The organism is Variovorax sp. UC74_104, assembly GCF_044055375.1.
Classification (GTDB): domain Bacteria; phylum Pseudomonadota; class Gammaproteobacteria; order Burkholderiales; family Burkholderiaceae_C; genus Variovorax.
Genome location: NZ_CP171978.1, coordinates 2,964,761 through 2,990,950, shown reverse-complemented (window position 1 = coordinate 2,990,950; position 26,190 = coordinate 2,964,761). Strand labels below are relative to the sequence as shown.

Below are 26,190 nucleotides of genomic sequence, written 5' to 3'. Positions count from 1 at the left end.
GCTCAGGGGAAATCGTTCAGATGCCCTTGGAGGAAGGATTGGCGAAGGCCTCCTTCGTCTCGGCATTCAGCGGGTAGTTGATGTTGATGCCCTTGGGCGGAATGGGCGACATGAACCACTTCGCATAGAGCTTTTCCATCTCGCCCGACTTCATCATGCCCGAGACCACGCGGTCGACCAGCGCCTTGAAGGCCGGGTCGTCCTTGCGGAACATCAGCGACTGGTTCTCGGTGCGCAGGCTCTCGCCGGTGATGACGAAGTCCTTGGGGTTGCGCGCGTTCGCGATCTGCCCTGCCAGCAGGATGTCGTCGAGCACGAAGGCCTGGGCACGGCCGCTTTCCACCAGCAGGAAGGAGTCGCTGTGGTCCTTGCCCGCGAGGTTGGTCACTTCCAGGTTGCGGCCGCGGTCGGCCTCGCGCAGCAGTCGGAACGAGGTGGTGCCGCTGGTGGTGGCCACCGTCTTGCCCTGGAGGTCGGCGATGCTCTTGATGCCCGAATCGGCCTTCACCAGCATGCGCACGTTGTAGCGGAAGATGTCCGGCGAGAAGGCCACCAGCTTCTGCCGCTCGACGAGGTTGGTGGTGGAGCCGCACTCGATGTCGACCGTGCCGTTCTGCACCAGCGGAATGCGGTTGGCCGAGGTGACGGCCTGGTACTTGATCTCGACGGCCGGCATCTTCAGCTCGCTCTTCACCGCCTCGACGATGCGGTTGCAGATCTCGATGCTGTAGCCGATGGGCTTGAGGTTGGCGTCGAGGTACGAGAAGCCGAAGGACGACTCCCGGTAGCCGAAGGTGATGGAGCCGCTGGCCTTGATCTTGGCGAGCGTGTCGTTCTCCTGCGCCTGGGCGGCGGCAAAGGGCATGAGCACGGCCGCAAGCACGGCGGCGAAGGAAAACAGCGGACGAAGCTTGGGCATGGAACGCTCCTCGGAACGATGGTTGGGGGAAAACGAACGGACGGAAAAGGGAGCGCTCAGCGCGCCGCGGCACGCGTGACCGCGTCGATGGAGGCCGCGAGCCGCGCGGCGATCTCCTGCAGATCGGCCCGGGTGGCGATGAAGGGCGGCGCCAGCAGCACGTGGTCGCCCTGGCGGCCGTCGACCGTGCCGCCGAAGGGATAGCACAGCAGGCCGCGCGACATGGCGTCCTTCTTGATGGTGGCGTTGATCTTCAGCGCCGGATCGAAAGGCGCCTTGCTCGCGCGGTCGGCCACCAGCTCGATGCCCCAGAAGAAGCCCCGCCCGCGGATGTCGCCCACGTGCGGATGCGAGCCCAGCGCCTCGGCCAGCATCGCGCCGAAGGCGATGCCGTCTTCCCGCACCTTGGCGACCAGGCCGTCGCGGCGGATCACCTGCTGCACCGCGAGCGCGGCGGCGCAGGCCATGGGGTGGCCGAGGTAGGTGTGGCCGTGCTGGAAGAAGCCGCTGCCCTTGGACATCGCCTCGACGATGCGGCGCTGCGCCAGCACCGCGCCCACCGGCTGGTAGCCGCCGCCCAGGCCCTTGGCGACGGTCATGAGGTCGGGCACCACGCCCTCCTGCTCGCAGGCGTGCAGCGAGCCGGTGCGGCCCATGCCGCACATCACCTCGTCGAGGATCAGCAGCACGCCGTACTTGTCGCACACCGCGCGCACCGCCTTGAAGTAGCCCGGCACCGGCGTGAGCACGCCGGCCGTGGCGCCGCCGACGGTCTCGGCGACGAAGGCGATCACGCGGTCGGCGCCCTGCGCGACGATGGCCGCCTCCAGTTCGGCCGCGAGGCGCAGGCCGTACTGCTCGGCGCTCTCGTCGGCAAGCTGCTCGCGGTAGGGGTAGCAGGGCGACACGTGCGTGGCCGGCACGAGGATGGGCGCGAAGGGTTCGCGGCGCCATGCGTTGCCGCCCACGGCCAGCGCGCCCAGCGTGTTGCCGTGGTAGCTCTGGCGGCGCGCGATGAAGTGCGTGCGCTGCGGCTGGCCGATTTCCACGAAGTACTGCCGCGCCATCTTCAGCGCCGACTCCACCGCCTCGGAGCCGCCGCTCACCAGGTAGACGTGGCTCATGCCCTCGGGCGCGGAGCCGATCAGCTCGTCGGCCAGCTGCTCGGCCACTTCGCTCGTGAAGAAGCTGGTGTGGGCGTAGGCCAGTTTGTCGATCTGCGCGTGCATGGCGGCCATCACCTCCGGGTGCGCATGGCCGAGCGACGACACGGCCGCACCGCCGGAGGCGTCGAGGTACTCGCGGCCCTCGGCGTCGCGGATGAACATGCCCTGGGAGCCCACGGCGACGGGCGGGGTCTGGCGGAGATGGCGGTGGAAGACGTGTGTCATGGATGGGGGTTTGGAACTAACGTTTCCGCCGAATTATTGTTTGGAACATTTGTTCCGTCAACCTCCAGAGTTCCACGCCTCCGGTACATTTGTTCCAGACAGGCCAAAGAGAGACACCGCCATGGGCGCCAAAGAGCAGATCCGCCAGCGTTTCAACGAACTGAGCCCCGCCCTTCAGCAGGTGGCGCGCTACGTGCTCGACCATCCGAACGAGGTGGTCACGGGCTCGATGCGCAACGTGGGCACGCGTTCGCAGAGCACGCCCGCGACGCTCGTGCGTTTCGCGCAGCACATGGGCTTCGAGGGCTGGCCGCAGCTGAAGGAGGCTTTCGCCGCCGACATGGGCCTGGGCTCCGAGACCTACGGCGGCCGGGCCAAGCAGCTCGTCGGCCGCGCCAGCGACCAGACACTGACTGGCGAAATGTTCGAGGTGCAGCGGCGCAACCTGGAGGCCACGCACCAGCAGAGCGAGCAGGCGTTGCAGAAGGCCTGCGCGCTCATCGAGAAGGCGCCCACCGTGCACGCCGCCGGGTTCCGGGCCTGCTTTCCGATCGCGTTCTCGTTCGTGTACGTGTATCGGATCTTCCGCGCCAGCGTGCATCTGGTCGACGGCCAGGGGGGCTCGCTGGAGATGCAGCAGCGCGCCTTCGCCAAGGGCGACGCACTGGTGGTGGCGAGCTTCGCGCCCTACTCGCGCGAGGCGCTGCAGGTAACGCAGGCCGCAAAGGCGGCCGGCTGCCGCATCGTCGCCATCACCGACAGCGTGACGTCGCCGCTGTCGCTGCTGGCGGACGAGACGCTGCTCTTCACGATCAACAGCCCTTCTTTCTTCCCCTCGGTCGCAGCCGGGGTGGCGGTGACGGAAGCGCTGGTCGAGCTGCTGGCCAGCCGCGCGGGCAAGCCGGTGATCAAACGCATCGACCAGGCCGAGGCGCAGCTCTTCGAGTCGGGGGCCTACCTGGCGGCGCCGGCCGCGCGCGGCGGCCAGGGGAGCGCCTGAGCTTCTTTCAGACCAGCGCCCGAACGCGGGTCGGGTTCTTCTGGCTCAGGTAGAGCACCAGCAGGTCGCGATTGGCATTGACGTGGTCGCGCATGGCGGCCTCGGCGGCGGCGGCCTCCTGCCGGCCCAGCGCCTCGACGATGCGGCAATGCTCCGCGAACGCCTGAAGGGCCTGCTCGTGCCGGTGCAGCAGCATCGAGGCCTCGCGGTTGTGGGGCCGCAGCTTGCTGTCGAAGATGATCGGCAGCTGGCTGGCGCGCTGCACCGCCTCGGTGAGCCAGCGGTTGTCCGCCAGCGCCAGCAGCTTGTAGTGGAAGGCCTGATCCAGGTCCTGCCAGCGCGCGCCGCGGCCTTCGGACCATTCCCCGGTGTGGTGCAGCAGTTCGTGCTGCTCGTCGAGCATGGCCGTCAACTGCGCCAGCGCCGTGCCGTCGAGGCCGACATCGCCGATCAGCCGGCAGCACATGCCCTCCAGCGTGGCGCGCACGCTGAAGGCGTCGTGCACGTCCTTCGCGTTGAAGCGCCTCACCTGGAAGCCCTTGTTGGGCAGGTAGACCAGCAGCCCCTCGTCCGCCAGCCGTGCCATCGCGCCGCGAACCGGCGTGCGCGAGACGCCGAGCTCGGTGGCCAGCGATATTTCCATCAAGTGGGAGCCGGGAGCGATCTCGCCGTCGAAGATGCGGTCACGCAGCGTATCGGCCACGGACAACGCTCGTGTCCGGGAGGGATCTGGGGAAGTCATCGAAAGTCGGGAACTGGGGGAGGCCGGAAGCAGGCCGCGCGGATGGTACGGCGGAGTACAAAAGCTTCATATCCCCTGTTTCCGTAAAAATTTTATTTCGCGACTTTTTCGATGAATACGGAAATTTTCTTAATTTTTGTAAACAGCCACGCAGCAAAAAGCGTTACCGCGCTCTTCCCCCGGCTTTCGGCCCCATCCTGGCCAAAAACCGGCCCGTCAGCTCGCAGTCGACCCGGCCGCGAGGTGGATCGCGGCCCGGATCCGCGGGTAGGTCCCGCAGCGGCAAATGTTACCGCTCATGGCGCTGGAGACGTCCTCGTCGCTGGGCCTGGGCGTCTTCCTGAGCAGCGCGCAGGCCGACATCAGCTGGCCGCTCTGGCAGTAGCCGCACTGCACCACGTCGACCTCGGTCCAGGCGCGGCGCAGGGCGTCGGCCTCCTTGCCCTTCAACCCCTCGATGGTGGTGACCTCGCGGGCGCCCACCGCCTCGATCGGCGTGACGCAGGAGCGCACCGCCTCGCCGTCGAGGTGCACCGTGCAGGCGCCGCACAGGGCCTTGCCGCAGCCGAACTTGGTGCCGACGAGCTTCATCTCGCCGCGCAGCACCCACAGCAGGGGCGTATCGGGCTCCGCATCGACGGTGGTGGTCTTGCCGTTGACGGTGATCGTGGTGGTCATGGCGTCTCTCTCTTGGATGGAAGGTACGAATGTCGGGAGTCAGACAAGCCGCAGCGGCAGGCTGCGCAGCCGCTGGCCGGTGAGCGCGAAGACGGCGTTGGCCACCGCAGGCGCGATGGGCGGCGTGCCGGGCTCGCCCACGCCGCCGGGCTCCTCGCTGCCGGCGACGATGTCGATCTCGATGACGGGGCACTCGTTCATGCGCAGCGGCATGTAGTCGTGGAAGTTGCTCTGCTGCACCTGCCCCTTCTCGACCGTGATCTCGCCGTGCAGCGCGGCCGAGAGGCCGTAGACGATGGCGCCTTCCATCTGCTGGCGCACGAGGTTCGGGTTGACGGCCACGCCGCAGTCGATGACGCAGGCCACGCGGTGCACGCGCACCTGCTTCTCGGGCGAGACCGACACCTCAGCCACCTGCGCGACGATGCTGCCGAAGGAGCGATGGATCGCGAGGCCCCGCGCCCTCTTCGCTCCATCGGGCCCCGCCGCGGGCGGCTGGCCCCAGTTCGACAGCTCGGCCACGCGCTTCAGCACGCGCATGTGCCGCTCGTCCTTCGCGAGCAGCGCGGCGCGAAAGGCCACCGCATCCTTGCCGGCGGCGGCCGCGCATTCGTCGATGAAGCTCTCCACGAAGAAGGCGTTCTGCGAATGCGCGACGGAGCGCCACACGCCGGTGGGCATGGCCGATTCCACCGGCACGTGGGCCACGCGCGCATTGGGAAAGGCGTAGGCCGTGTTCCAGGCGCCGTCGGTGGCTGTGTCCATCAGCGAGGGCGCGCCCATGCTCGAACCGGCCGTGGTGGTCTGCCAGGCGACCAGCGCCCCGGCGGCGTCGAAGCCCGCCCTGCAGCGCGCCACGTAGGCCGGCCGGTAGAAGTCGTGCGCCATGTCTTCCTCGCGCGACCAGAAGAGCTGCACCGGCGCGCCCGCGGTCTCGCGCGCCAGCGTGGCGGCCTGGGTGACGAAGTCGGTGCTGTAGCGCCGGCCGAAGCCGCCGCCGAGGTAGGTCACGTGCAGTTCGACCTTGTCCGCGTCGATGCCCAGCGCCTTGGCCGCCGCGCTGCGCGTGAAGCCCGGCGCCTGCGTCGGCGCCCAGACTGTCGCCTTGCCGTCCTTGAACTGCACGGTGCAATTCATCGGCTCCATGGTCGCGTGGGCCAGGAAGGGCACGCGGTACTCGGCCTCGATGGTCTTGGCGGCCGAGCGGAACGCGGCGGCCACGTCGCCGTCGTCCAGCCGGGCGTTGCCGGGGCTGGTGCGCAGGGTCTGTGACAGGCGATCGATCATTTCCGCGCTGGAAAGACTGGCGGCCGGGCCGTGGTCCCATTCGATGACGAGTGACTTCACCGCGCGCATCGCGTGGTACGGCGTGTCGGCGATCACGGCCACGCCGCCGGGCGTGGCGCCGGTGCCGATGAGCGTGGCGCCGACCGGCTCCAGCGCCATCACCTTGCGCACGCCGGGCAGCTTCTGCGCGGCGGCGGCGTCGAAGCTCGCCACGCGGCCGCCGGTGGTCGGGCACATCGCGATGCTCGCGTACAGCAGGCCCGGCGCAAGCACGTCGAGGCCGAAGGTGGCGGAGCCATCGAGCTTGGCCGCGCCGTCCATGCGCCGAGCGGGCTGGCCGATGAGCTTGAAGTCGGCCGGCTTCTTCAGCGCCACCTGCGCCGGCAGCGGCTGCTGCGCGGCCTTCGGCGCCAGTTCGCCGAAAGTGGCGCTCCTGCCGCTGGCCTGGTGCAGCACGCGCCCGGCCTCGGCGCGGCATTCGGCCGCCGGCACCTGCCACTGCGCGGCGGCGGCGCCCACGAGCATGACGCGCGCCGACGCGCCGGCTTCGCGCAGCGGCATCCACTGGTCGGTGATGCTCGACGATCCGCCCGTGCCCGAAAGCCCCGGGATCGCGCGCAGCAGCTTGCCCATCACATGCTCGGTCGAGCGCTTCATCGCGCCTTCGTCGCCCGGCCGGAAGGGCAGCGCGTCGAGGATCGCCGCCTGGTTGTTGTAGATGGCGTCGGAGCCGGCCGTCTCCAGCCGGATCTGTTCGAGCGAGGCGCCCATCTCCTCGGCCAGAAGCATCGAAAGGCCCGTGTGCGTGCCCTGCCCCATTTCCGACTGCGACATCATCAGCGTGACCGTGTTGTCGCTGCCCACCTTGACCCAGCCATTGAGCGCGACCTGCCCCGGCGCGGTGGGCAATGGTTGCGCCGGCACGAGCCGCGAGGCAACCGGCGTGGCCGACCAGCCGACGACGAGGGCGCCGACGGCCCCCACGGTGCCGAGGACGAAATGGCGGCGCTTGAGCTTGGGCATGGTGCGGTTTTCTTTCGTGGGAATCTGCGTGCGTGGAATCAGGCGACGACGATGCCGCGCCAGAAGGTTTCGAAGCCGGCTTCGCAGTAGTCGGCGCGCCCTTTCCTGCTCTTCGTCTGCGCGACGAAGACCATCGTGGCCTCAGCCATTGCGCCCAGCATCGCGCCGAGGAAGGGCAGCGGCTGGTCGCGGATCAGCTTCTTGCTGATGCATTCCTTCGCGAGTACTTCGAGCCGCAGGAACGGCGCCATGCCGGCGGCCTTGCTTTCGTCGCTCACCTGGTCGGACACCTTGAGCTGGCAGACCACCTTGAATTTCTCGGGGTTGTCGACGCCCCAGTAGACGTAGCGGTCCCAGATATGGCGGTATTTGGTCTTGGGATCGGCCTCCTCGGGCCAGTCGGCGAGCATGGCTTCGGCGAGTTCGGTCTTCAGCTGGCGGTAGAGCTCGTTGACCAGCACTTCCTTGTTCGCGAAGTAGGTGAAGAGCGTGCCCTCGGCCACGCCGGCCGCGCGCGAGACGGCCGAGGTGGGCGTGCTCCACGCGCCGCGCACGGCGAACTCGGCAATGGCTGCGTCGAGGATCGCGTTGCGCTTGTCTTCGCTTCTGGGTCTGGCCATGGTTCGCGGCGGCAGTCTTTATTGATTGAGTACGTACTCAATTATAGAAATGCCTCGTCAGGGCTGGCAATGGGCGTGAAACCCCGAGGCCGCAAGGCCACCGCGAGCCCTCATAATCGCGCCCTTTTTTCCGAAGGGAGCCGGGGATGAAACTGGAAATCGCGCAATCCACGCCGACCGCCGCGAGCATCGCGATGCTCGTGCAGGAACGCTACGGCCTGGGCGAGGTGGTCGAGAGCGAGTTCCTGCGGCGCAGCTTCAACCAGGTCTACCGGCTGGGCTTTGCCGAAGGGCGCCGCGTGGTGGCGCGGTTGAGCGCCGATCGACCCCGCGGCGGCCCCAACCTGCAGTTCGAGGCGGCCGCGCTCGACCACCTGGCCCGCTCGGGCTGCCGCGTCTCACGCTGCGTGCCGACCGCCGACGGCAAGATCGCCATCGAGGCGCCGCTGCCCGAAGGCCCGCGTGCGCTGATGCTGTTCGAGCACCTGTCCGGCGAATTCACCGGCGACGCCGCTCCCGACATCGAAGCCTTCGCCCGCGGACTCGCAGCCCTGCACACCGCGGGCGAAAGCTACCGGGGCCCGGCGAGCATCTACCGGCTGGACCTGGACTACCTGCTGCTACGGCCGCTGCAAGGCCTGCTGCGCGTGCCGACCATGACGCCCGAGCTGCGCCCGCAGTTCGAGGAACTCGGCGAGCGCCTGCATGCCGCCATCCTGGCGCTCGGCGAACTGAGCCAGGTGCTGTGCCACGGTGACGCGCATGGCAGCAACAACTTCATCGTCAGCACAGAGGCGCAGGGGCTGCGCGAGGCCGCGTTCTTCGACTTCGACGAGGCAGGCCCCGGCTACCTCTCCTACGAACTGGCGGTCTATCCATGGGTGCTGTATCCCCGTGCGGACGATGAGGTCCTGAGCGACAAGGCCGCGCAGCGATGGCGCCATTTCATCCGCGCCTATCGCGAGGCTCGGCCCATGTCCGAAGCCGACCTCGCCGCCATCCCCCGCTTCATGGCGGCGCGCCAGTTCTGGCTGCTGGGCGAGTACGCCGGCCGCATCCCCGTCTGGGGCTCCCAGGCCATGCCCACCGACTACCTCCGCCGCCAGGTGACCATGCTGCGCAAGTGGGAAACATTGGAGTTGCCACTCTAGGCGCCACGCCCCGCCGGCAGGAACCCCTCCCCCGCAGTGCGAGTCAAAAAACTGTCGCGGCGCCTTGTCGCGACAGGAGGCTATGACCATGAAGCAATTGAAGCATTGGCAAGACCCCGTCAACGCCGCCGCCGGCGCCTGGCTGATCGTCTCGCCCTGGGTCCTGGGCTTTTCGGGCATGACGGCCGCCATGTGGACGATGGTGGCGACGGGCATCGTGCTCGGCGCGGTGGCGCTGGGTGCGACCTTCGTGCCACGGCAGTGGGAAGAATGGACCGAGGTCGCGCTGGCGGCCTGGCTCGCGGTGTCGCCCTGGGTGCTCGGCTTCCGCGGCAACGAGACGGCGATGGTCAATGCGGTGCTCGTCGCCGCGGTGATCCTGGTGCTCGCGCTGTGGGTGCTCGTGACCGACAAGGACTACCTGGGCCACACCATCGACCGTACGGCGCATTGAACTGAGCACCGGCGCGCGCCGCCGATGGCGAGCCGGAGGACGGGCCTCATTCAGGCCCCTCCTCCACATCGATCAGCCGCTCACTGCGTGCGGGGAGCGGCGGGCTGGGTTGCTGCTGCCTGCGCACCGGCATTGCCCCCGCCCATCCACTCCGCCTGCCAGCCCCCGCCCATCGCCTGGATCAGCGCGACGGCCGTGGTCTGGCGGCTGACCTGCAGCTGCACCAGCGTGCGCCGCGCACTCAGCGCGGCCGCCTGCGCGGTGACCACGTCGGTGTAGCTCACCTGCGCGGCGCGATAGCGGTTCAGCAGTTGCTGCTCGGTCTTGTCGGCCGCGGCCGAAGCCTCACGGCGAAAGCCCTCCTGCTCGGCCAGCGCCGCGCTCGCGGTGAGTTGGTCTTCCACCGCCTGGAAGGCCGTGAGCACGGTCTGGCGGTAGCGCGCCACGCTCGACTCATAGGCGGCCTTGGCCGAATCGACGTTCGCGGCGATGGCGCCCGCGTCGAACACCACCTGCGCCACCGACAGGCCCAGCGACCACAGCGAGTTGGCGGAGCCGAACAGGTCCTTCACGCGGCTCGCGTTGCTGCCCACCGAAGCCGTGAGGCTGATGTTGGGGAAGTAGGCCGCGCGCGCGATGCCGATCTGCGCATTGGCCGCCGCCACCGAGCGCTCGGCGGCGGCGATGTCGGGCCGGCGCTGCAGCAGCGTCGAGGGCACGCCCAGCGGCACGCCGGGCACCGTGGGCGTCCATTGCGCGGCCGGCAGGCTGAAGTCGGCCGGCGCCACGCCCAGCAGCGCGGCAATCGCATGCTCATAGGTGGCCCGCGTGCGCTGCAGGCCGACGCGCTCGGCCTTGGCGTTGACGAGTTGCGTCTGCGCCTGCAGCACGTCGGTCTGCGCGGCGATGCCGGCGGCGTAGCGGTTGCTCGTGATCTCGAAGGCCCGCTGATAACCCTGGATGGTTTCGTCGAGCAGCACGATTTCCGCATCGGCCTCGCGCAGCGAGAAGTAGCTGGTGGCCAGGTCGCCAATGGCCGACAGGCGCGCGGCGGCCAGGTCGGCCTCGCTCGCCTGGGCGTTCGCCTGCGCGCTGCTCACGGCTTCGCGCAGGCGGCCCCACACGTCCGGCGTCCAGCTGGCGCCCAGCGTGGCCGAGAAGGCGTTGGCCGGGCTCGACGTGCTGCTGCCGCCCACCGTGCCCGAGCGCTTGCCGCTGCCGTCCAGCGACACCGACGGGAACAGCGCCGCCCGCTCGCCGCGCACCAGCGCCTGGGCCTGCGAGTAGTTGGCCACTGCCGCGGCGATGTTCTGGTTCGACACCTGCACACGGCCGGCCAGTTCGTCGAGCTTGGCGTCGCCGAAGAGCTTCCACCACTCGCCGCGGTCGAGCGCATCGGCCGGCGCGGCGGGCAGCCAGCCTTCGGCCGCCTTCTGCTCCTTCCAGTTGACGGGGGCCGCGGTGGTCGGCTGCTCATAGCGCGGGCCGACCGCGCAGCCCGCGAGCACCGCGGCCAGGGCAAGCGCCGAGAGCCGGAAGCGGCATGCGCGAAAGGGGCGAAAGGGGCGAAGGGAATAAGGAAAAGGCGATGCGTTCATGGCGATGTCGTTCTCAGGCTTGCGGCGCGACCTTGCTCAGTTCGTGCTCATGCTTGCCGCGGCGGCGCAGCTTGTCGAGCAGCAGGTAGACCACCGGCGTCGTCAGCAGGGTCAGCAGCTGGCTCGCGATCAGCCCGCCGATGATGGCCACGCCCAGCGGCCGGCGCAGCTCGGCCCCCTCGCCGAAGCCGATGGCCAGCGGCAGCGCGCCGAGCGCGGCCGCCATGGTCGTCATCAGGATCGGGCGGAAGCGCAGCAGGCAGGCCTCCCGCACCGCCTCCAGCGGCGTGAGCCCGCGCGAGCGCTCGGCTTCGAGCGCGAAGTCGATGATCAGGATGGCGTTCTTCTTCACGATGCCGATCAGCAGGAACACGCCGATCAGCGCGATGATGGAAAACTCCATGCGAAACATCAGCAGCGCCAGCACCGCACCCACGCCGGCCGAAGGCAGCGTCGAGAGCACCGTGATCGGGTGCACCAGGCTCTCGTACAGGATGCCCAGCACGATGTAGATCACGATCAGCGCCGCCAGGATCAGCATCGCCTGCTGCCCTTGCGACTGCTGCGCGCTCGCCGCCGTGCCGGCAAAGGAGCCGCGCACGTTGGTCGGCATCGCGATGTTGGCCTCGGCCTTGGCGATGGCCTCGCGCGCGTCGCCCAGGTTGGCGCCTTCGGCGAGGTTGAACGAGATGGTCGTGGCCAGCTCGCCGTCTTCATGGCTCACCGAGGTGGCCACCGACTGTTCCTCGAACTTCGCGACCGCCGACAGCGGCACGAGCGCCGTGGCCGTGTTGCTCAGCACGTTGCCGGTCGATGCGTTTCGCAGCGCCGCGTTGGCCGAGACCGGCACGCTGGCCGTGGAGGACGCCGAGGACGTCGACGATGAAGACGACTTCGACGCCGTCGATGACGATGACGATGACGACGAAGAAGAGCTCGACGTGCCGCTGGCCGCCACCTGCGTGGTCACGGTCTGCCCGCCCACCACCGACGTCTTGGTGGCAGGCACGTACACGTCGGCCAGCGAGTTCGGGCTGCGCGTGTAGCGCGGCGCCCACTCCATCACCACGTGGTACTGGTTCAGCTCGGTGTAGATAGTGGCCACCTGCCGCTGGCCGAAGGCGTTGTAGAGCGCGTTGTCGATGGCCGTGGAAGTCAGGCCCAGCCGGCGCGCGCTGTCGGGGTCGACCTTGGCGACCGTTTCCACGCCGTTCTGGTCCTGGTCGGTGTCGATGTCGGTCAGCACCGGCTGCGTCTTCAGTTCGTCGGACAGCTTCACGGCCCAGGTGCGCAGATCGGCGACGTTGTCGCTCTTGAGCGTGTACTGGTAGGTCGAGTTGCTGGCGCGGCCGCCGGAGCGCACGTCCTGCACGGTGCCCAGGAACACGCGCAGGCCGGTCACCTGGTTGAGCTGCGGGCGCAGCCGCGCGATCACCGCCAGACCGCTGTCCTTGCGCTGGCTGGCGGGCTTCAGGTTCACGAACATGAAGCCGCCGCCTGCCCGGCCCGCGCCGGTGAAGCCCACCACGGTGTCGACCGCCTCGTCCTTGCGGATGATGTCGACCACCTGCCGCAGCTTCTCTGCGAGCGCCTGCGACGAGATGCTCTGGTCGGCGCGCAGGCCGCCGTTGAGCTGGCCGCTGTCCTGCTGCGGGAAGAAGCCCTTGGGCGCCGCGCTGAAAAGGTACACGTTGAGCCCGACCACCGCCACCAGGATCAGCATCACCAGCGCCTTGCTGTCGAGCGCCCAGTCGAGGCTGCTCTCGTAGCGCTTGAGCACCCAGTCGTAGCTGCGCGCGGCCATGCGGCCCAGCCTGCCCTGCGGCTTGTTCCTGTCGTGCTCGCCGCCGGGCTTGAGCATCCAGGCGCACATCATCGGCGTGGTGGTCAGCGAGATCACCAGCGAGATCAGCACCGCCGCGGAGAGCGTCACCGCGAACTCGCGGAACAGCCGCCCCACCTGCCCGCCCATGAACAGCAGCGGGATGAACACCGCCACCAGCGACACGCTGATCGACAGCACCGTGAAGCCCACTTCCTTCGCGCCCAGCAGCGCCGCCTTCATGCGCGTCATGCCCGACTCGATGTGCCGGCTGGTGTTCTCCAGCACCACGATCGCGTCGTCCACCACGAAGCCGGTGGCCACCGTGAGCGCCATCAGGCTCAGGTTGTTGAGGCTGAAGCCCAGCAGGTACATCACCCCGAAGGTGCCCAGCAGCGCCGCCACCGTCGCCACCGCCGGCACGATCGTCGCTCGCACGCTGCGCAGGAACAGGCTGACCACCAGCACCACCAGGATCACGGAGATGACCAGCGTGAGCTCCACCTCCCGCAGCGAGCCGCGGATGGAATTGGTGCTGTCCGACGCCACCTGCAGCGTCACGTCCGGCGGCAGCTGCGCCTGCAGCTCGGGCAGCAGCGCGCGCACGCTGTCCACCGTCTCGATGATGTTGGCCGAAGGCTGCCGCGTGATCAGCACGATGATCGCCGGCTCGCCGTTGAAGAGGCCCAGCGTGCGCGTGTCCTCCACGCCGTCGATCACCTCCGCCACGTCTTGCAGCCGCACCGCCGCGCCGTTGCGCCAAGCGATGACCATCGACGCGTAGTCGCTGGCGCGCAGGGCCGGCGTCTGCGTATAGATCTGCAGCTTGCGCCCCTCGCCCTGCACCATGCCCTTGGGCCGGTTGGCGTTCGAGGCCTGGATGGCGGCGCGCACGTCGTCGGTGCTGATGCCGTAGCGGCTGAGCGCGAACGGCAGCAGCTCGATGCGCACGGCAGGCAGCGAGCCGCCGCCGATCTCCACGTCGCCCACGCCGTCGACCTGCGAGAGGCGCTGGCTCACGATGTTCGAGACGGCGTCGTAGATCTGGCCAGGCGTCTTCGTCTTCGACGTGAGCGCCAGGATGATCACCGGCGACGCCGCCGGGTTGGCCTTACGGTAGGTCGGGTTGCTGCGCAGCGTGGCGGGCAGGTCGATGCGGCTGGCGTTGATGGCTGCCTGCACCTCGCGGGCCGCGCCGTCGATGTTGCGGCTGAGGTCGAACTGCAGCGTGACGCGGGTGGAGCCTACCGAGCTGGTGGACGTCATTTCGTTGACGCCTGCGATGGTGCCCAGGTGGCGCTCCAGCGGGGTGGCTACGCTGGTGGCCATCGTTTCTGGGCTGGCGCCCGGGATCGCGGCTCTTACGGAGATGACTGGGTAGTCGACCTGCGGGAGGGGGGAGACTGGGAGGACGAAGAATGCGGCTATGCCGGCCAGGGCTACGCCTATGGTCAGTAGGACTGTGCCTATGGGGCGGCGGACGAAAGGTAGGGAGAGATTCATCTCGCTGCTCCTTCTGGGAGCATGCTGAGGGTTTGTTTCCCGAGGCCGGGTCTCGGCCCGGCGGCCGACCTACTTTTCTTTGCTTCGCCAAAGAAACGTAGGCAAAAGAAAGGCGACCCCACTGTCTGCGACCCCTTCGCTGCGCTACGGGGCAACCTGCGGTGCTCGCGTTTCGCGGGGTCCGCAGAACTCGCTTCGCTCAAACAGCTGCGGCCCTGATCCGCGAAACGCTCCGCTCCTCGGCGCAGCCAGAGGGGATTGAAGACCTGCGGGCCATCGCTGCGCTCGGCCACCAAGGCACAGCAAGCGCTTTGCGCTTGCTGTGCTTGGAATGAGGGAGCGACGGTGTGAGTGTCGGTGTCGGTGTCGGTGTCGGAGTCGCCGGAATCGGGCGCGCAGCCGAGCGAAGCGAAGGCCCGCGGAGGCTGTTCAGACGCCGAGCGAAGCGATGGCGCGTCCCACTCCCTTCTGGCTGTGCCGAGGAGCGCAGGCGCGGGAGGGATCAGGGCCGCAGCTGTTTGAGCGAAGCGAGTTCTGCGGACCCCCTCCTGCGCCGAGCACCGCAGGTTGCCCGTAGCGAAGCGAAGGGACACAGACAGTAGGGTCGCCTTTTCTTTGCCTACTTTCTTTTGGCGAAGCAAAAGAAAGTAGGTCGCCCGCCGGGGCGAGACCCGGCCTCGGAAAGCAAAACAACCAGAGGCGAACAAGATCAAACCGCCTCCTCCTCAACCTCAACCCGCCGCGAGCTCCCCCCACCCAACCGATCAAACGCCAGATAAATAACAGGCGTAGTGAACAGAGTAAGCAGCTGACTGACGATCAACCCCCCAAAAATCGCCAACCCCAAAGGCCTACGCAACTCAGCCCCATCCCCAAAACTCAACATCAACGGCACAGCAGCAAACAAAGCCGCCAACGTAGTCATCAAGATAGGCCGAAACCGCAACAGAGCAGCCTGGTGAATCGCCTCCCGAGGAGACTTCCCCTGAGTCCTCTCGGCATCGATGGCGAAGTCGATCATCATGATCGCGTTCTTCTTCACGATGCCGATCAGCAGGATGATCCCGATGATCCCGATCACCCCCAGGTCGTTGCCGGTGATCATCAGCGCCAGCAGCGCGCCCACGCCCGCCGAGGGCAGCGTGGACAGGATCGTCAGCGGATGCACGTAGCTCTCGTACAGCACGCCCAGCACGATGTACACGCAGACGACCGCCGCAAGAATCAGCCACAGCTGGTTGGACAGCGACTTCTCATAGGCGCCGGAAGCGCCCAGGAAGGTCATGGTCAGGCTGCTGGGCAGGCCGATTTCCTTGGCAGCGGCGCGAATGGCGTCGACCGATGCGCCGAGCGAGACGCCGGGCGCTGTGTCGAAGTTCAGCGTGCTCGCCGGGTACTGCGCCACGTGCGTGATCTGCAGCGGCGCCTGCTGCTCGGAGATCTGCGCGATGGCCGACAGCGGCGTGGCAGTGCCCGAGCCCGCGATCAGGCTCAGCTGCCCCAGCGTCTGCGGCGTGTTCACCATGCCGGGCTGGGCTTCGAGGATCACGCGGTACTGGTTGGTCTCGGTGAAGATGGTCGAGACGATGCGCTGGCCGAAGGCGCTGTAGAGCGCGTCGTCCACGGTGCTCGCGGTGATCGACAGCCGCGCCGCGGTGTCGCGGTTCACGTTCACGAAGGCGGCGAGGCCCTGGGCGCCGGCGTCGCTGCTCACGTTGCGCACCTTGCTCGACTCCTGCAGCTTGGCGACCAGCTTCTTCATCCACTCGGTGACGGCTGCACTGTCCACGCCTTCGAGCGACATGCGGTACTCGGTGGGGCCGGTCTCGGCGTCGATGGTCAGGTCCTGCGTGGGCTGCAGGTAGAGCGTGACGCCGGCCACCTGCCGCACGCGCTCGCGCAGGCGGTCCATCACTTCCTGCCGGCTGTCGCGGCTCTTCGCCAGGTTGATGAGCATGCTGCCGGTGTGCAGCATGGTGTTGTTGGCGGCATCGACGCCGACGAAGGAGCTGAGGTTCTCGACCGCCGGGTCTTCGAGGATGGCCTGGGCCGCCTGCTTCTGCAGCTGCGACATGCGCTCGAACGAGACGTCCTGCGCGGCCTGCACGCGGGCCTGCAGCTGGCCGGTGTCCTGCGTGGGGAACAGGCCCTTCGGGATCGAGAGGTAGAGCACCACCGTCAGCACCAGCGTCAGCAGCGCGACCAGCAGCGTAAGCGCCTGGTGCTCGATCACCCAGTGCAGCGAGCGGTCGTAGCGCACCATCACGCCGCCGAAGAAGCGCTGGGCGCGCGCGCCGAAGCCCTTGTTCGAGGGCTCCTTCTTCTCCTCATGCTTGAGCCAGCGCGCCGACATCATCGGCACCAGCGTGAGCGACACCACGGCGGAGATCAGGATGGTGATGGCCAGCGTCACCGCGAACTCGCGGAACAGGCGGCCCACCACGTCGCCCATGAACAGCAGCGGGATCAGCACCGCGATGAGCGACACGGTCAGCGAGATGATGGTGAAGCCGATCTGCGTGGCGCCCTTGAACGCGGCCTGCAGGGGCTTCTCGCCCTCCTCGATGTAGCGCGCGATGTTCTCGATCATCACGATCGCGTCGTCCACCACGAAGCCGGTGGCAATGGTCAGCGCCATGAGGCTCAGGTTGTTGAGGCTGTAGCCCAGCAGGTACATCAGCCCGAAGGTGCCGATCAGCGAGATGGGCACCGCGATGCTGGCGATGACGGTGGCGCGCAGGCTGCCCAGGAAGGCGAAGATCACCAGCACCACGAGCACCACGGCCAGCACCAGCTCCATCTCGACGTGCTGCACCGAGGCGCGGATGCCGGCCGTGCGGTCGCTGAGCACCTCGATCTTCAGCCCGGCGGGCAGGCCGGCCTGCAACTCGGGCAGTTGCCGCTTGATGGCGTCGACGGTGGCGATCACGTTGGCGCCGGGCTGGCGCTGCACGTTCATGATGATCGCGGGCGAGAGCCTGGTCGTGCCGTCGGCCTTGTTGCCGGCCCAGGCTGCGAGCTGGTTGTTCTCGGCGCTGCTGACCACCTGCGCCACGTCGACCATGCGGATCGGCGCGCCGTTCTTGTACGAGACGATCAGGTTCTTGTAGTCGTCGACCGTCATCAGCTGGTCGTTCGAATTGATCGTGTAGGCGCGCTTGGGCCCGTCGAAGCTGCCCTTGGCGCCGTTGGAGTTGGCCGCCGAGATGGCCGTGCGCAGCGTGTCCAGCCCGATGCCGTTGGCCGCCAGCGCCTGGGTGTTGGCCTGGATGCGCATGGCCGGGCGCTGCCCGCCGCTGAGCGACACAAGCCCCACGCCCGAGACCTGGCTGATCTTCTGCGCGAGCCGGGTGTTGACCAGGTTCTGCACGTCGGTGAGCGGCAGCGTGTCGGAGGTGATGGACAGCGTGAGCACCGGCGCGTCGGCCGGGTTGACCTTGGCGTACACCGGTGGCGCCGGCAGGTCGGCCGGCAGCAGCGAGCCGCCGGCGTTGATGGCGGCCTGCACTTCCTGCTCGGCCACGTCCAGCGTCTGGCCGAGCGAGAACTGCAGCGTGATGATCGACACGCCCGCGGCGCTGGTCGAGCTCATGCGGTCGAGCCCCGACATCTGGCCGAACTGCCGTTCCAGCGGCGCGGTGACGGTGTTGCTCATCACCTCGGGGCTGGCCCCGGGGTAGAGCGTCTGCACCTGGATGGTCGGGTAATCGACCTGCGGCAGCGCCGACAGCGGCAGGAAGCGGAACGCCACCAGGCCGGCCAGCACGATGGCGACCATCAGCAGCGAGGTCGCCACCGGCCGGAGGATGAACGGACGGGACGGACTCACCGGGAAGCCTCCGCGCGATTGCGTTCAGCGCCGCTCGTCATGGGCCGCGCCTGCCCTGCCCGCCCTCGCCGCGGCCTTCGGACATGCGCTGCCAGCGCTCCAATGCCGCCGGGTCGCCGCGGTCGAGTGCTTCAAGGAAGCGCTTGCGGCGCTCGAGCTGCTCGGGGTTGTCCTTGGCCGAGTCGAGCATGCGCTGGCGCTGCTCGGCGGTCGGGAGCTTCGCAGGCGCCGGGGCTGATTCGGCCGGGGACGGGGCGGCCGGAGCAGCGGGAGCCGTTGCAGCCGACGGCGCAGCCGGTGTCGCGGGTGTCTCAGGAGTCGCCGGAGCCTCGCCCTTCGGCCGCGCCTCACCGTTGGCGCCGCCAGCACCGCCATGCCGGCGCCCGCCGCGCGCACCGCCGGCGGGTGCCGACGCCGCGCCGGCCGGCCGGTCGACCTGGGTCTGCACCCGCGCGCCGTCCTTCAACCGGTCGCCGCCCTCGGTCACGACCTGCTCGCCGGCCTTCAGGCCGGACATGATCGCCACGTTGTCCACGCTCGATTCGCCGCGCGTCACCGGACGCTGCGACACCGTGCTGTCGTCGTTCAGCACATAGACGTAGTCGCCGTTGGGCCCGTGGCGCAGCGCCGTGACGGGCACGACCACCGCGCTGTTCACCGTGCGCAGCAGCAGCCGCAAATTGACGAACTGGTTGGGGAACAGCGCGTTGTCGGCGTTGGAGAAGCGGGCCTTGGCCTTCACGGTGCCGGTGGCGGTGTCGACCAGGTTGTCCAGCGTGGAGAAGGTGCCGTTGGCCAGCCGCCGCGTGCGGGTGCGGTCGAAGGCGGTGGCGTCGAGCTTCGCGCCCTGGCCCAGGCGCTCCTGCACCTCGGGCACGCGATCCTGCGGAATGGCGAATTCGACGTCGATGGGCGCGATCTGCGTGATGGTCGCCACGCCGTTGGTGGTGCCGGTGCTGATGTAGTTGCCCGCGTCCACCGGGCGCAGGCCGATGCGGCCGCTGGCCGGCGCGGTGATGCGGCTCCAGGCGAGGTTGAGCCTGGCGGTGTTCTCGTTGGCGCGGTCGATGGCCACCGTGCCCTCGAGCTGCTTGACCAGCGCGGCCTGGGTGTCCACGTCCTGCCGGGCGATGGAGTCCTGCCCCAGCAGGGTCTGGTAGCGCTGCAGCGTCACGCGCGCCGCCGCGAGCTGCGCCTCGTCGCGCTGGCGGGCGCCGGCGGCCTGGTCCAGCGCGTTCTGGAAGGGCTGCGGGTCGATGGTGGCCAGCACGTCGCCCTTCTTGACCATCTGCCCTTCCTGGAAGAGCACCGAGGTGAGCACGCCCGACACCTGCGGCTGCACGATCACGTTCGCCAGCGGCGTGACGGTGCCCAGCGCCTCGAGCTGCACCGGAATGTCGGCCTGCCGGGCCGTGGCGATGCCGACCGTGCTGGAGGCCGCGCCGCCACCGCCGCCACGCCCACCCGGGCCGCCCGGACCTCCGGGACCGCCCTGCCGCCCGGCGCCCGGGCCCGCACCGGGGCCGGCGGCCGGCATCTTCGAGCGCTGGACCAGATACCAGGCGCCGCCGCCCAGCACCGCCAGCAGCAGCAATGCCAGCAGGCTGCCCATCCAGCGGCGTCTGCGTACCGTCGGATGCGTGGGGGACACGGTGGAAGGCAGAGGCTCGGTTGGTTTTTCTTGTTCCATGGACGGTGCGTGCGAAGGGTGCAGAGGTGCGGACCAGCGTAGTACAGCGCGGATGGTAGTCCGGCTCTTTGCTGGGCCGTAAAGCGACGGTAAAGCTGAACGGGAGCCTCTTGCGGCCTCCTCGATGTCTCCTCAGAGCCTCCTCGAAGTTTCCCCAAACCCGCTCGAAACCCCGCAATTCGCGCTGCCGGGCTGCAATTCGCGCCGCCTGCGCGCATTCCGTCGCACGCCGGTGGCCGGGGCGGGCGGGCATCGGCACAGTCCAACCCATCGATCCCATCCCCGCAGTCTTTTCAGTTTTCCTTCACCTTCCACGGAGTGCCGCCATGCTGATGCAAATCATCCTTCACACGCCCAAGTGGGTGTTCGCCGTCTTCTTCCTGCTGCTGTGGCTCGGCGCCCGCCAGCTGCTGACCAACCAGGTGAGCCTGACCCGCGTGACGCTGATGCCCCTCGCCATGGGCGGCCTGTCGGTCTACGGCGTGGTTTCGGCCTTCGGCGATTCCTTCGGCGCCCTGCTGGGCTGGGCCGCCGCCGCGGCCGCGATGGCGGCGCTGGTGCTGCAGCGCCCGCTGCCCGCCGCCACCCGATACGACGCGGCCGCGCGCCAGTTCCAGGTGGCCGGCAGCCCGGTGCCGCTGATGCTCATGATGGCCATCTTCCTGACCAAGTACGTAGTGGCCGTCGCGCTGGTCCTGCACCCCGAGCTGCGCCAGCAGGCCGCCTTCGCCATTGCGGTGCCCGTGCTGTACGGCGCGTTCAGCGGCGTCTTCGTGGCCCGCGCGGTGCGCCTGTGGAAGCTGGCCATCCGCACTGACGCTATGTCGGCCGCCGCCCGCGCCGCCTAATATTCCCGGGCCACGACTTCCAGAAGAAGACACGCCGCCATGAACGCGCTCTTGCTGATCCTCAAGATATCCGTCACGGTGGTGCTCGCCGCCTCCTTCGCCGAGGCCCTGGTGCTCTCATGGCGCAACGGCTGGCGCAGCTACGACTGGAAGGCCGCCGGCGTCTCGGTGTTCGACTTCCTGGTGCGCGAATACCCCCTGCGCTGGCTGCTGCCCCTGGCCTTCTGGACCGGCGCGATGGACTGGTTCTACGCCCACCGCCTCTTCACCCTGCCGATGGACCACTGGACCGGTTGGGCCGCCTGCTTCATCGGCCAGGAGTTCTGCTACTACTGGTACCACCGCGCGGCGCACCGGGTGCGCTGGTTCTGGTGCACCCATTCCATCCACCATTCGCCGAACCAGCTGAACCTGTCGGCCGCCTACCGCTTCGGCTGGACCGGCCGCCTCACCGGCACCCTGGCCTTCTTCATGCTGGCGCCGCTGCTGGGCATGCCGCCGCGGGTGATCCTGCTGATGCTCACGCTGAACCTGCTGTACCAGTTCTGGATCCACGCGACCTGGATCCCGCGCCTCGGACCGCTGGAATGGGTGCTCAACACCCCCTCGGCCCACCGCGTGCACCACGCCTCGAACCTGGAATACCTGGACGGCAACTACGGCGGCGTGCTGATCGTGTTCGACCGCCTGTTCGGCACCTACATTCCCGAGCGCGCCGACGTGCCCTGCCGCTACGGGCTGGTCAACCCGGTCACCACGCACAACATCCTGGAGATCGAGTTCGGCCAGTGGCGCGCTCTCTTTCGCGACCTCGCCTCGGCCCGCTCGGTGCGCGCCTTCGTCGGCTATCTCGTGAAGCCGCCCGGCTGGAAGCCCGACGGCCCCGGCGACACGACCGAGGAGCTGCGCCAGCGCGCGGCCCTGCAGGCGGCGCCGGCCGGCCAGCCTGCCGTTGCCGCCGCCGATTTCATTCCTGTCCAATACAAGGAGCTGTCATGACTTCCTACGCATCGTCCGATTCCTCCCGCTCCGACATCGAGCGCCTCGCCCGCCGCCGCGCCGGCGCCAAGATGGGCTGGTACGTCCATGCCTTCGTCTACGTGCTGGTCAACCTGGGGCTGGTCGCCATCTCGGCCGCCAACGGCCGCAGCTGGGCGATGTATCCGCTCATGGGCTGGGGGCTGGGGCTGCTGATCCATGGCGCGGTGATCTGGTTCATCGCGCCCGGCGGCGGCTTCTACGACCGGCTGGTGGAGCGCGAGCGCCGCGCGCTGGGCTCGCGGAACCACGGATGAGCCTGGTCCAGCCCGCGGCCGACGTTCCCGGCAGGTTCAGGCTCGAGAACCTGAAGTCCATGCTGCGGCATGGGCTGATCACCGCCGTCTTCTGCTGCCTCATCGCCACCGCGATGACCATCACGGGCGGCGACAACTGGGCCGGCCACCTTGTCTATTCGCTGGCGATAGGCACCGTGAGCTGGCTGTTCATCGACATCGGCCGGCTCCTGATCAGCGGGCACGGCGAATCGCTGTGGCCCAGGTGGCCGTGGGGATTCGTGCTGGTCGCGGCTGGCGCGACGGTCGGCTTCGTGGTGGGCAACCTCATCGGCGACGCCCTGTTCGGCGCGCCCCGGTACGACTTTCTCGACATCAGGGGCCACAAGCTGGCCACCGGCGTCACGATCACCCTCATCGCGACCGTCGGCATGTGCTTCTTCTTCTACAGCCTCGGCAAGAGCAAGCACATGCAGAGCCAGATCGAGCTGGCCCAGCGCAACGCCACCGAGGCACGGCTGAAGCTGCTGGAGACGCAGCTGGAGCCGCACATGCTCTTCAACACGCTGGCCAACCTGCGCGTGCTGATCACCGTCGATCCGCCGCGCGCCGTGGCCATGCTCGACCGGCTCAACAGCTACCTGCGCATGACGCTCAGCGGCTCGCGCGCGCTCTCGCATCCGCTGTCGGCCGAATTCGAGCGGCTGGGCGACTATCTGGAGCTGATGTCGGTGCGCATGGGCGACCGGCTGCGCTACACGCTCGACTTGCCGGCCGACCTGCGCGACGTGCCGGTGCCGCCGCTGCTGCTGCAGCCGCTGGTGGAGAACAGCATCCGCCACGGCCTGGAGCCGAAGGTGGAAGGCGGAGAGATCGTCGTGCGCGCGCGCACGGAAGCCGGACAGCTGGTGATCGAGGTGAACGACACCGGCGTGGGCCTCGGCGCGGCGCCGCCTTCGGAAGGCAGCGGCTTCGGGCTGGAGCAGGTTCGCGAGCGGCTGGCCACTGTCTACGGTGCGCAGGGCCGCATGAGCATCGGGCCTGCGCCCGGTGGCGGCACCAGCACCACGCTGAGCTTTCCGGCACCGGCCTGAATGCGAACAGCCCACACGACAACAACGACAAGATGACCAACCCGACCGCCCTCATCGCAGAAGACGAACCCCTGCTCGCCCAGGCCCTCAAGGCAGAGCTGGCCGCCGCATGGCGCGGGCTGCAGATCGTCGCCACCGCCGGCGACGGCCGAAGCGCCGTGCGCGAGGCGCTGAGGCTGCTGCCGCAGGTGCTGTTCTTCGACATCCGCATGCCCGGCCTCGACGGGCTGGGAGCCGCCGCCGAACTGGCCGACAGCTGGCCCACCGACGAGGCGCCCATGCCGCAACTGGTGTTCGTGACGGCCTACGACGAATACGCTGCCCGCGCCTTCGACGCACAGGCCATCGACTACGTGCTCAAGCCGGTTCAGCCCGACCGCCTGCGCAAGACCGTTGGCCGGCTGCAACAGGCGCTGGCCGCGCGCCAGCCGGCGCCCACGCCCGCGCTGGCAGACGCGGCGCTGGAGCAGACGCTCGCCCAATGGCGCCAGGTGCTGGGCGCCGCCGGGGCCGGAGCCGCTTCGGCCGCGCCGGCTCCCCTGCGCATGATCGCCGCCAGCGACGCCGGCGGCAGCACGGTGCGCATGGTGCCGATCGACGAAGTTCTTTACTTCGAGGCGGCCGACAAGTACCTGCGCGTGCTGACCGCCACGCACGAGTACCTGATCCGCACGCCGCTGAAGCAGTTGCTGCCCCAGCTCGACGCCGACACCTTCTGGCAGGTGCACCGGGCGGTGGTGGTGCGCAGCTCGGCCATCGAATCGGTGCACCGCGACGAGGCCGGCAAGCTGCACCTGATGCTGCGAGGGCGGGCCGAGAAGATTCCGGTCAGCCGGCTCTACGCCCATCTTTTTCGCGCGATGTGAAATCAGGCGGGCGAGCGCCCAAAGAAAAAGCCGGCCCTTTCGGAGCCGGCTTTTTTCATTCAGTCACGATTGCCGTGGCGTTTTAACGCCAGTGGCCATGTCCGCGGTAGTAGCCACGACCGTAGTAGCGCGGGCCGTAATAGGCCGGCGGGCCGTAGTAGACCGGGGCCGGACGGTAGTACACCGGCGGCGGCGGCGCGTAGTAGACGGGTGCCGGCGGCGCGTAATAGACAGGTGCCGGCGGCGTGTAGACCGGGGCCGGGTAGTAGGCCGGGCTGCCAACGCCCACTGCCACGCCTGGAACGCCGACGCCGATCGACCAGCTCACATCGCTGCGGGCGCTGGCCGAAGTGGCGGCAAACAAAGCACCGGCTGCCACGACGCCCGCGGCGGCCCACTTGAAAAAGGTTGAACGCGTGAAGTTCATGATCCTGCACTCCTTGTATGGTCGGGCTGCGTTCGGGTATGAACCGCCCATGTGGTGTATTGAACGCGGCAAATGCAAAGAGGGTGCACTCGGCATTGTGAAGAAAGTTGCCAAAGGTAACCCATAAGGGGTGCACCCTAAAATGCAACGATGACCTCCCCGACCGACAAAAACGGTAGCAAAACAACCGCCGCCCCGAGCAATTTCCTGCGCCATGTGATCGAGAACGACCTCGCACAGGGTGCCTATTCTGGCCGCAAGTGGGGCGGATCGCCCGGCAACGCCGCTCATCATGCGCAGGGCATGGCCGATCCGGCCAAGGTGCGCATGCGCTTCCCGCCCGAGCCCAACGGCTACCTGCACATCGGCCACGCCAAGAGCATCTGGCTCAATTTCGAGCTGGCCAAGGAGTACGGCGGCGTGAGCCACCTGCGCTTCGACGACACCAACCCCGAGAAGGAAGACCAGGAATACGTCGACTCCATCCGCGACGCGGTGAAGTGGCTCGGCTACGAGACCTACCTGGCCGACCGCCCCAGCGCCCCCGGCACGCTGCAGCCGCACGAGTATTTCGCGAGCGACTACTTCGACTTCATGTACGAGGCCGCCGAATACCTCATCGGCGCCGGCCTCGCCTACGTCGACGAGCAAACAGCCGAGGAAGTGCGCGCGAACCGCGGCGACTTCAACACGCCCGGCACCGACAGCCCCTTCCGCACCCGCACGCCCGAGGAGAACCTGGCGCGATTCCGCGCCATGCGCGACGGCCAGGTGGCCGACGGCGCCGCCATCCTGCGCGCCAAGATCGACATGGCCAGCACCAACATCAACATGCGCGACCCCGCGCTGTACCGCGTGCGCCGGGCCCACCACCACAACACCGGCGACAAGTGGTGCATCTACCCGATGTACACCTACGCGCACCCCATCGAGGACGCGCTGGAGCAGATCACCCACAGCATCTGCACGCTGGAGTTCGAAGACCAGCGCCCCTTCTACGACTGGCTGCTCGACCGCCTCGCCGAGGGCGGCCTCGTCGCCAGCCCGCACCCGCGCCAGTACGAATTCGCACGCCTGAACGTGACCCACGTGCTCACCAGCAAGCGCAAGCTGCGCCAGCTGGTCGAAGAGAAATACGTCGACGGCTGGGACGACCCCCGCATGCCCACCATCGCCGGCCTGCGCCGCCGCGGCTACACGCCCGAGGCGCTGCGGCTGTTCTGCGAACGCAGCGGCACCACCAAGTCGGGCGGCTGGATCGACTACGCCAGCCTCGAAGCCGCGCTGCGTGACACGCTCGACCCCGTTGCCCCGCGCGCCATGGCGGTGCTCGACCCGGTCAAGCTGGTCATCACCAACTGGGGCGAGCTGATGGGCGGGGACGATGCGCTCGACGACTGCTCCGCCCCGGTGCACCCGCACCACCCCGAAATGGGCCACCGCGAGTTCAAGCTTGGCCGCGAGGTCTGGATCGAGCGCACCGACTACGAAGAAGTGCAGCCCAAGGGCTTCTTCCGCCTGTTCCCCGGCAACAAGGTGCGGCTGAAGTACGGCCACGTCATCGAGTGCATCGGCGGCACGAAGGACGCAGATGGCAAGCTCGTCGAAGTGCAGGCCAAGCTGGTGCCCGACACCAAGAGCGGCACCCCCGGCGCCGACGCGATCAAGGTGAAGGGCAACATCACCTGGGTGGCGGCCGCCGACGCGGTGCCGGCGGAGGTTCGGCTGTACGAACGGCTGTTTGCCGCCGCCAACCCGGGCAGTGGCGAACTGCTGGAAGAGCTGAACAAGAACAGCCTGGAAGTGTGCTCGGCCTTCGTCGAGCCCTCGCTGACCAAGGCCGAGCCCGGCGTCGGCATCCAGTTCGAGCGGCACGGCTACTTCGTGCTCGACGCGAAGGCCAGCGGCGCCGTCGGCAAGCCGGTGTTCAATCGCGCGGCCGGGATGCGGGACAGCTGGGGCAAGTAAGCCCCA

Annotated in this window: 20 protein-coding genes; 9 read left to right on the top strand and 11 right to left on the bottom strand. The window is 68.4% G+C overall.

The genetic code is table 11. The features are described 5' to 3' along the window. Positions 1 to 16: 16 nt before the first annotated feature. On the bottom strand, positions 17 to 919 hold the full coding sequence (locus tag ACHMXA_RS13895) for a transporter substrate-binding domain-containing protein (protein WP_395321012.1): 903 nt from the start codon (positions 917 to 919) through the stop codon (positions 17 to 19). 56 nt (positions 920 to 975) lie between these two features. Then, entirely contained in the window at positions 976 to 2,310 is a 1,335-nt protein-coding gene (locus ACHMXA_RS13890; protein WP_176664924.1) for an aspartate aminotransferase family protein, read from the bottom strand. 121 nt (positions 2,311 to 2,431) lie between these two features. On the opposite strand from ACHMXA_RS13890, the gene ACHMXA_RS13885 reads away from it, so the two are divergent. Continuing rightward, a complete protein-coding gene (locus ACHMXA_RS13885; protein ID WP_395321010.1) occupies positions 2,432 to 3,310 on the top strand; it encodes a MurR/RpiR family transcriptional regulator in 879 nt (292 codons plus the stop codon). Positions 3,311 to 3,317: 7 nt separating this feature from the next. On the opposite strand, the gene ACHMXA_RS13880 is transcribed toward ACHMXA_RS13885, so the two are convergent. The 4 genes from ACHMXA_RS13880 to ACHMXA_RS13865 all read right to left on the bottom strand — a co-directional run bounded on the left by ACHMXA_RS13880 (position 3,318) and on the right by ACHMXA_RS13865 (position 7,660). Next, positions 3,318 to 4,013 carry a GntR family transcriptional regulator gene (locus ACHMXA_RS13880; RefSeq protein WP_395321008.1) on the bottom strand — a complete coding sequence of 232 codons (696 nt, stop codon included), beginning with the start codon at positions 4,011 to 4,013 and terminating at the stop codon, positions 3,318 to 3,320. Positions 4,014 to 4,268: 255 nt separating this feature from the next. Next, positions 4,269 to 4,730 (bottom strand): (2Fe-2S)-binding protein, encoded by a 462-nt coding sequence (locus ACHMXA_RS13875; RefSeq protein ID WP_395321006.1) that lies wholly within the window; start codon positions 4,728 to 4,730, stop codon positions 4,269 to 4,271. 39 nt (positions 4,731 to 4,769) lie between these two features. After that, complete coding sequence (locus ACHMXA_RS13870; protein ID WP_395321004.1) at positions 4,770 to 7,040, bottom strand: molybdopterin cofactor-binding domain-containing protein; 2,271 nt, start codon at positions 7,038 to 7,040, stop codon at positions 4,770 to 4,772. A 38-nt stretch (positions 7,041 to 7,078) separates the two neighbouring features. After that, entirely contained in the window at positions 7,079 to 7,660 is a 582-nt protein-coding gene (locus tag ACHMXA_RS13865; protein WP_395321002.1) for a TetR/AcrR family transcriptional regulator, read from the bottom strand. Between the two features lie 146 nt (positions 7,661 to 7,806). Here ACHMXA_RS13865 and ACHMXA_RS13860 point away from each other — a divergent pair, with 146 nt between their 5' ends. Beyond that, complete coding sequence (locus tag ACHMXA_RS13860) at positions 7,807 to 8,811, top strand: phosphotransferase enzyme family protein (RefSeq protein ID WP_176664918.1); 1,005 nt, start codon at positions 7,807 to 7,809, stop codon at positions 8,809 to 8,811. Between the two features lie 88 nt (positions 8,812 to 8,899). After that, positions 8,900 to 9,265, top strand: a complete 366-nt coding sequence (locus ACHMXA_RS13855; RefSeq protein ID WP_176664917.1) for an SPW repeat protein — start codon at positions 8,900 to 8,902, stop codon at positions 9,263 to 9,265. An 80-nt stretch (positions 9,266 to 9,345) separates the two neighbouring features. Here the strand turns inward: ACHMXA_RS13855 and ACHMXA_RS13850 are convergent, their stop codons facing one another. The 4 genes from ACHMXA_RS13850 to ACHMXA_RS13835 all read right to left on the bottom strand — a co-directional run bounded on the left by ACHMXA_RS13850 (position 9,346) and on the right by ACHMXA_RS13835 (position 19,707). Continuing rightward, positions 9,346 to 10,863, bottom strand: a complete 1,518-nt coding sequence (locus ACHMXA_RS13850; protein ID WP_395321000.1) for an efflux transporter outer membrane subunit — start codon at positions 10,861 to 10,863, stop codon at positions 9,346 to 9,348. Between the two features lie 13 nt (positions 10,864 to 10,876). Then, a complete protein-coding gene (locus ACHMXA_RS13845; protein WP_176664915.1) occupies positions 10,877 to 14,188 on the bottom strand; it encodes an efflux RND transporter permease subunit in 3,312 nt (1,103 codons plus the stop codon). A gap of 709 nt (positions 14,189 to 14,897) precedes the next feature. Beyond that, a complete protein-coding gene (locus ACHMXA_RS13840; protein WP_176664914.1) occupies positions 14,898 to 18,017 on the bottom strand; it encodes an efflux RND transporter permease subunit in 3,120 nt (1,039 codons plus the stop codon). A 37-nt stretch (positions 18,018 to 18,054) separates the two neighbouring features. After that, complete coding sequence (locus ACHMXA_RS13835) at positions 18,055 to 19,707, bottom strand: efflux RND transporter periplasmic adaptor subunit (protein ID WP_395320998.1); 1,653 nt, start codon at positions 19,705 to 19,707, stop codon at positions 18,055 to 18,057. Positions 19,708 to 20,033: 326 nt separating this feature from the next. On the opposite strand from ACHMXA_RS13835, the gene ACHMXA_RS13830 reads away from it, so the two are divergent. Genes ACHMXA_RS13830 through ACHMXA_RS13810 form a run of 5 tightly spaced genes read left to right on the top strand, consistent with a single transcriptional unit; the run spans position 20,034 to position 23,789 of the window. Further along, positions 20,034 to 20,555, top strand: a complete 522-nt coding sequence (locus tag ACHMXA_RS13830) for a DUF6622 family protein (protein ID WP_176664912.1) — start codon at positions 20,034 to 20,036, stop codon at positions 20,553 to 20,555. A 39-nt stretch (positions 20,556 to 20,594) separates the two neighbouring features. Further along, entirely contained in the window at positions 20,595 to 21,554 is a 960-nt protein-coding gene (locus ACHMXA_RS13825) for a sterol desaturase family protein (protein ID WP_176664911.1), read from the top strand. Then, the gene (locus tag ACHMXA_RS13820) at positions 21,551 to 21,850 is read left to right on the top strand and encodes a 2TM domain-containing protein (RefSeq protein ID WP_176664910.1); all 300 of its coding nucleotides are present in this window, start codon (positions 21,551 to 21,553) and stop codon (positions 21,848 to 21,850) included. The genes ACHMXA_RS13825 and ACHMXA_RS13820 overlap by 4 nt, the downstream gene beginning before the upstream one ends. After that, positions 21,847 to 22,923, top strand: coding sequence for a sensor histidine kinase (locus tag ACHMXA_RS13815; RefSeq protein WP_371132169.1), 1,077 nt, complete (start codon positions 21,847 to 21,849; stop codon positions 22,921 to 22,923). Before ACHMXA_RS13820 ends, ACHMXA_RS13815 begins: the two co-directional genes overlap by 4 nt. A 32-nt stretch (positions 22,924 to 22,955) precedes the next feature. Beyond that, entirely contained in the window at positions 22,956 to 23,789 is an 834-nt protein-coding gene (locus tag ACHMXA_RS13810; protein WP_395320995.1) for a LytR/AlgR family response regulator transcription factor, read from the top strand. Between the two features lie 82 nt (positions 23,790 to 23,871). Here ACHMXA_RS13810 and ACHMXA_RS13805 read toward each other — a convergent pair whose 3' ends face one another. Continuing rightward, complete coding sequence (locus ACHMXA_RS13805) at positions 23,872 to 24,216, bottom strand: hypothetical protein (protein WP_176664908.1); 345 nt, start codon at positions 24,214 to 24,216, stop codon at positions 23,872 to 23,874. A 150-nt stretch (positions 24,217 to 24,366) separates the two neighbouring features. Between ACHMXA_RS13805 and ACHMXA_RS13800 the strand changes: the two genes are divergently transcribed. Further along, a complete protein-coding gene (locus tag ACHMXA_RS13800) occupies positions 24,367 to 26,184 on the top strand; it encodes a glutamine--tRNA ligase/YqeY domain fusion protein (RefSeq protein WP_395320994.1) in 1,818 nt (605 codons plus the stop codon). Positions 26,185 to 26,190: the final 6 nt, after the last annotated feature.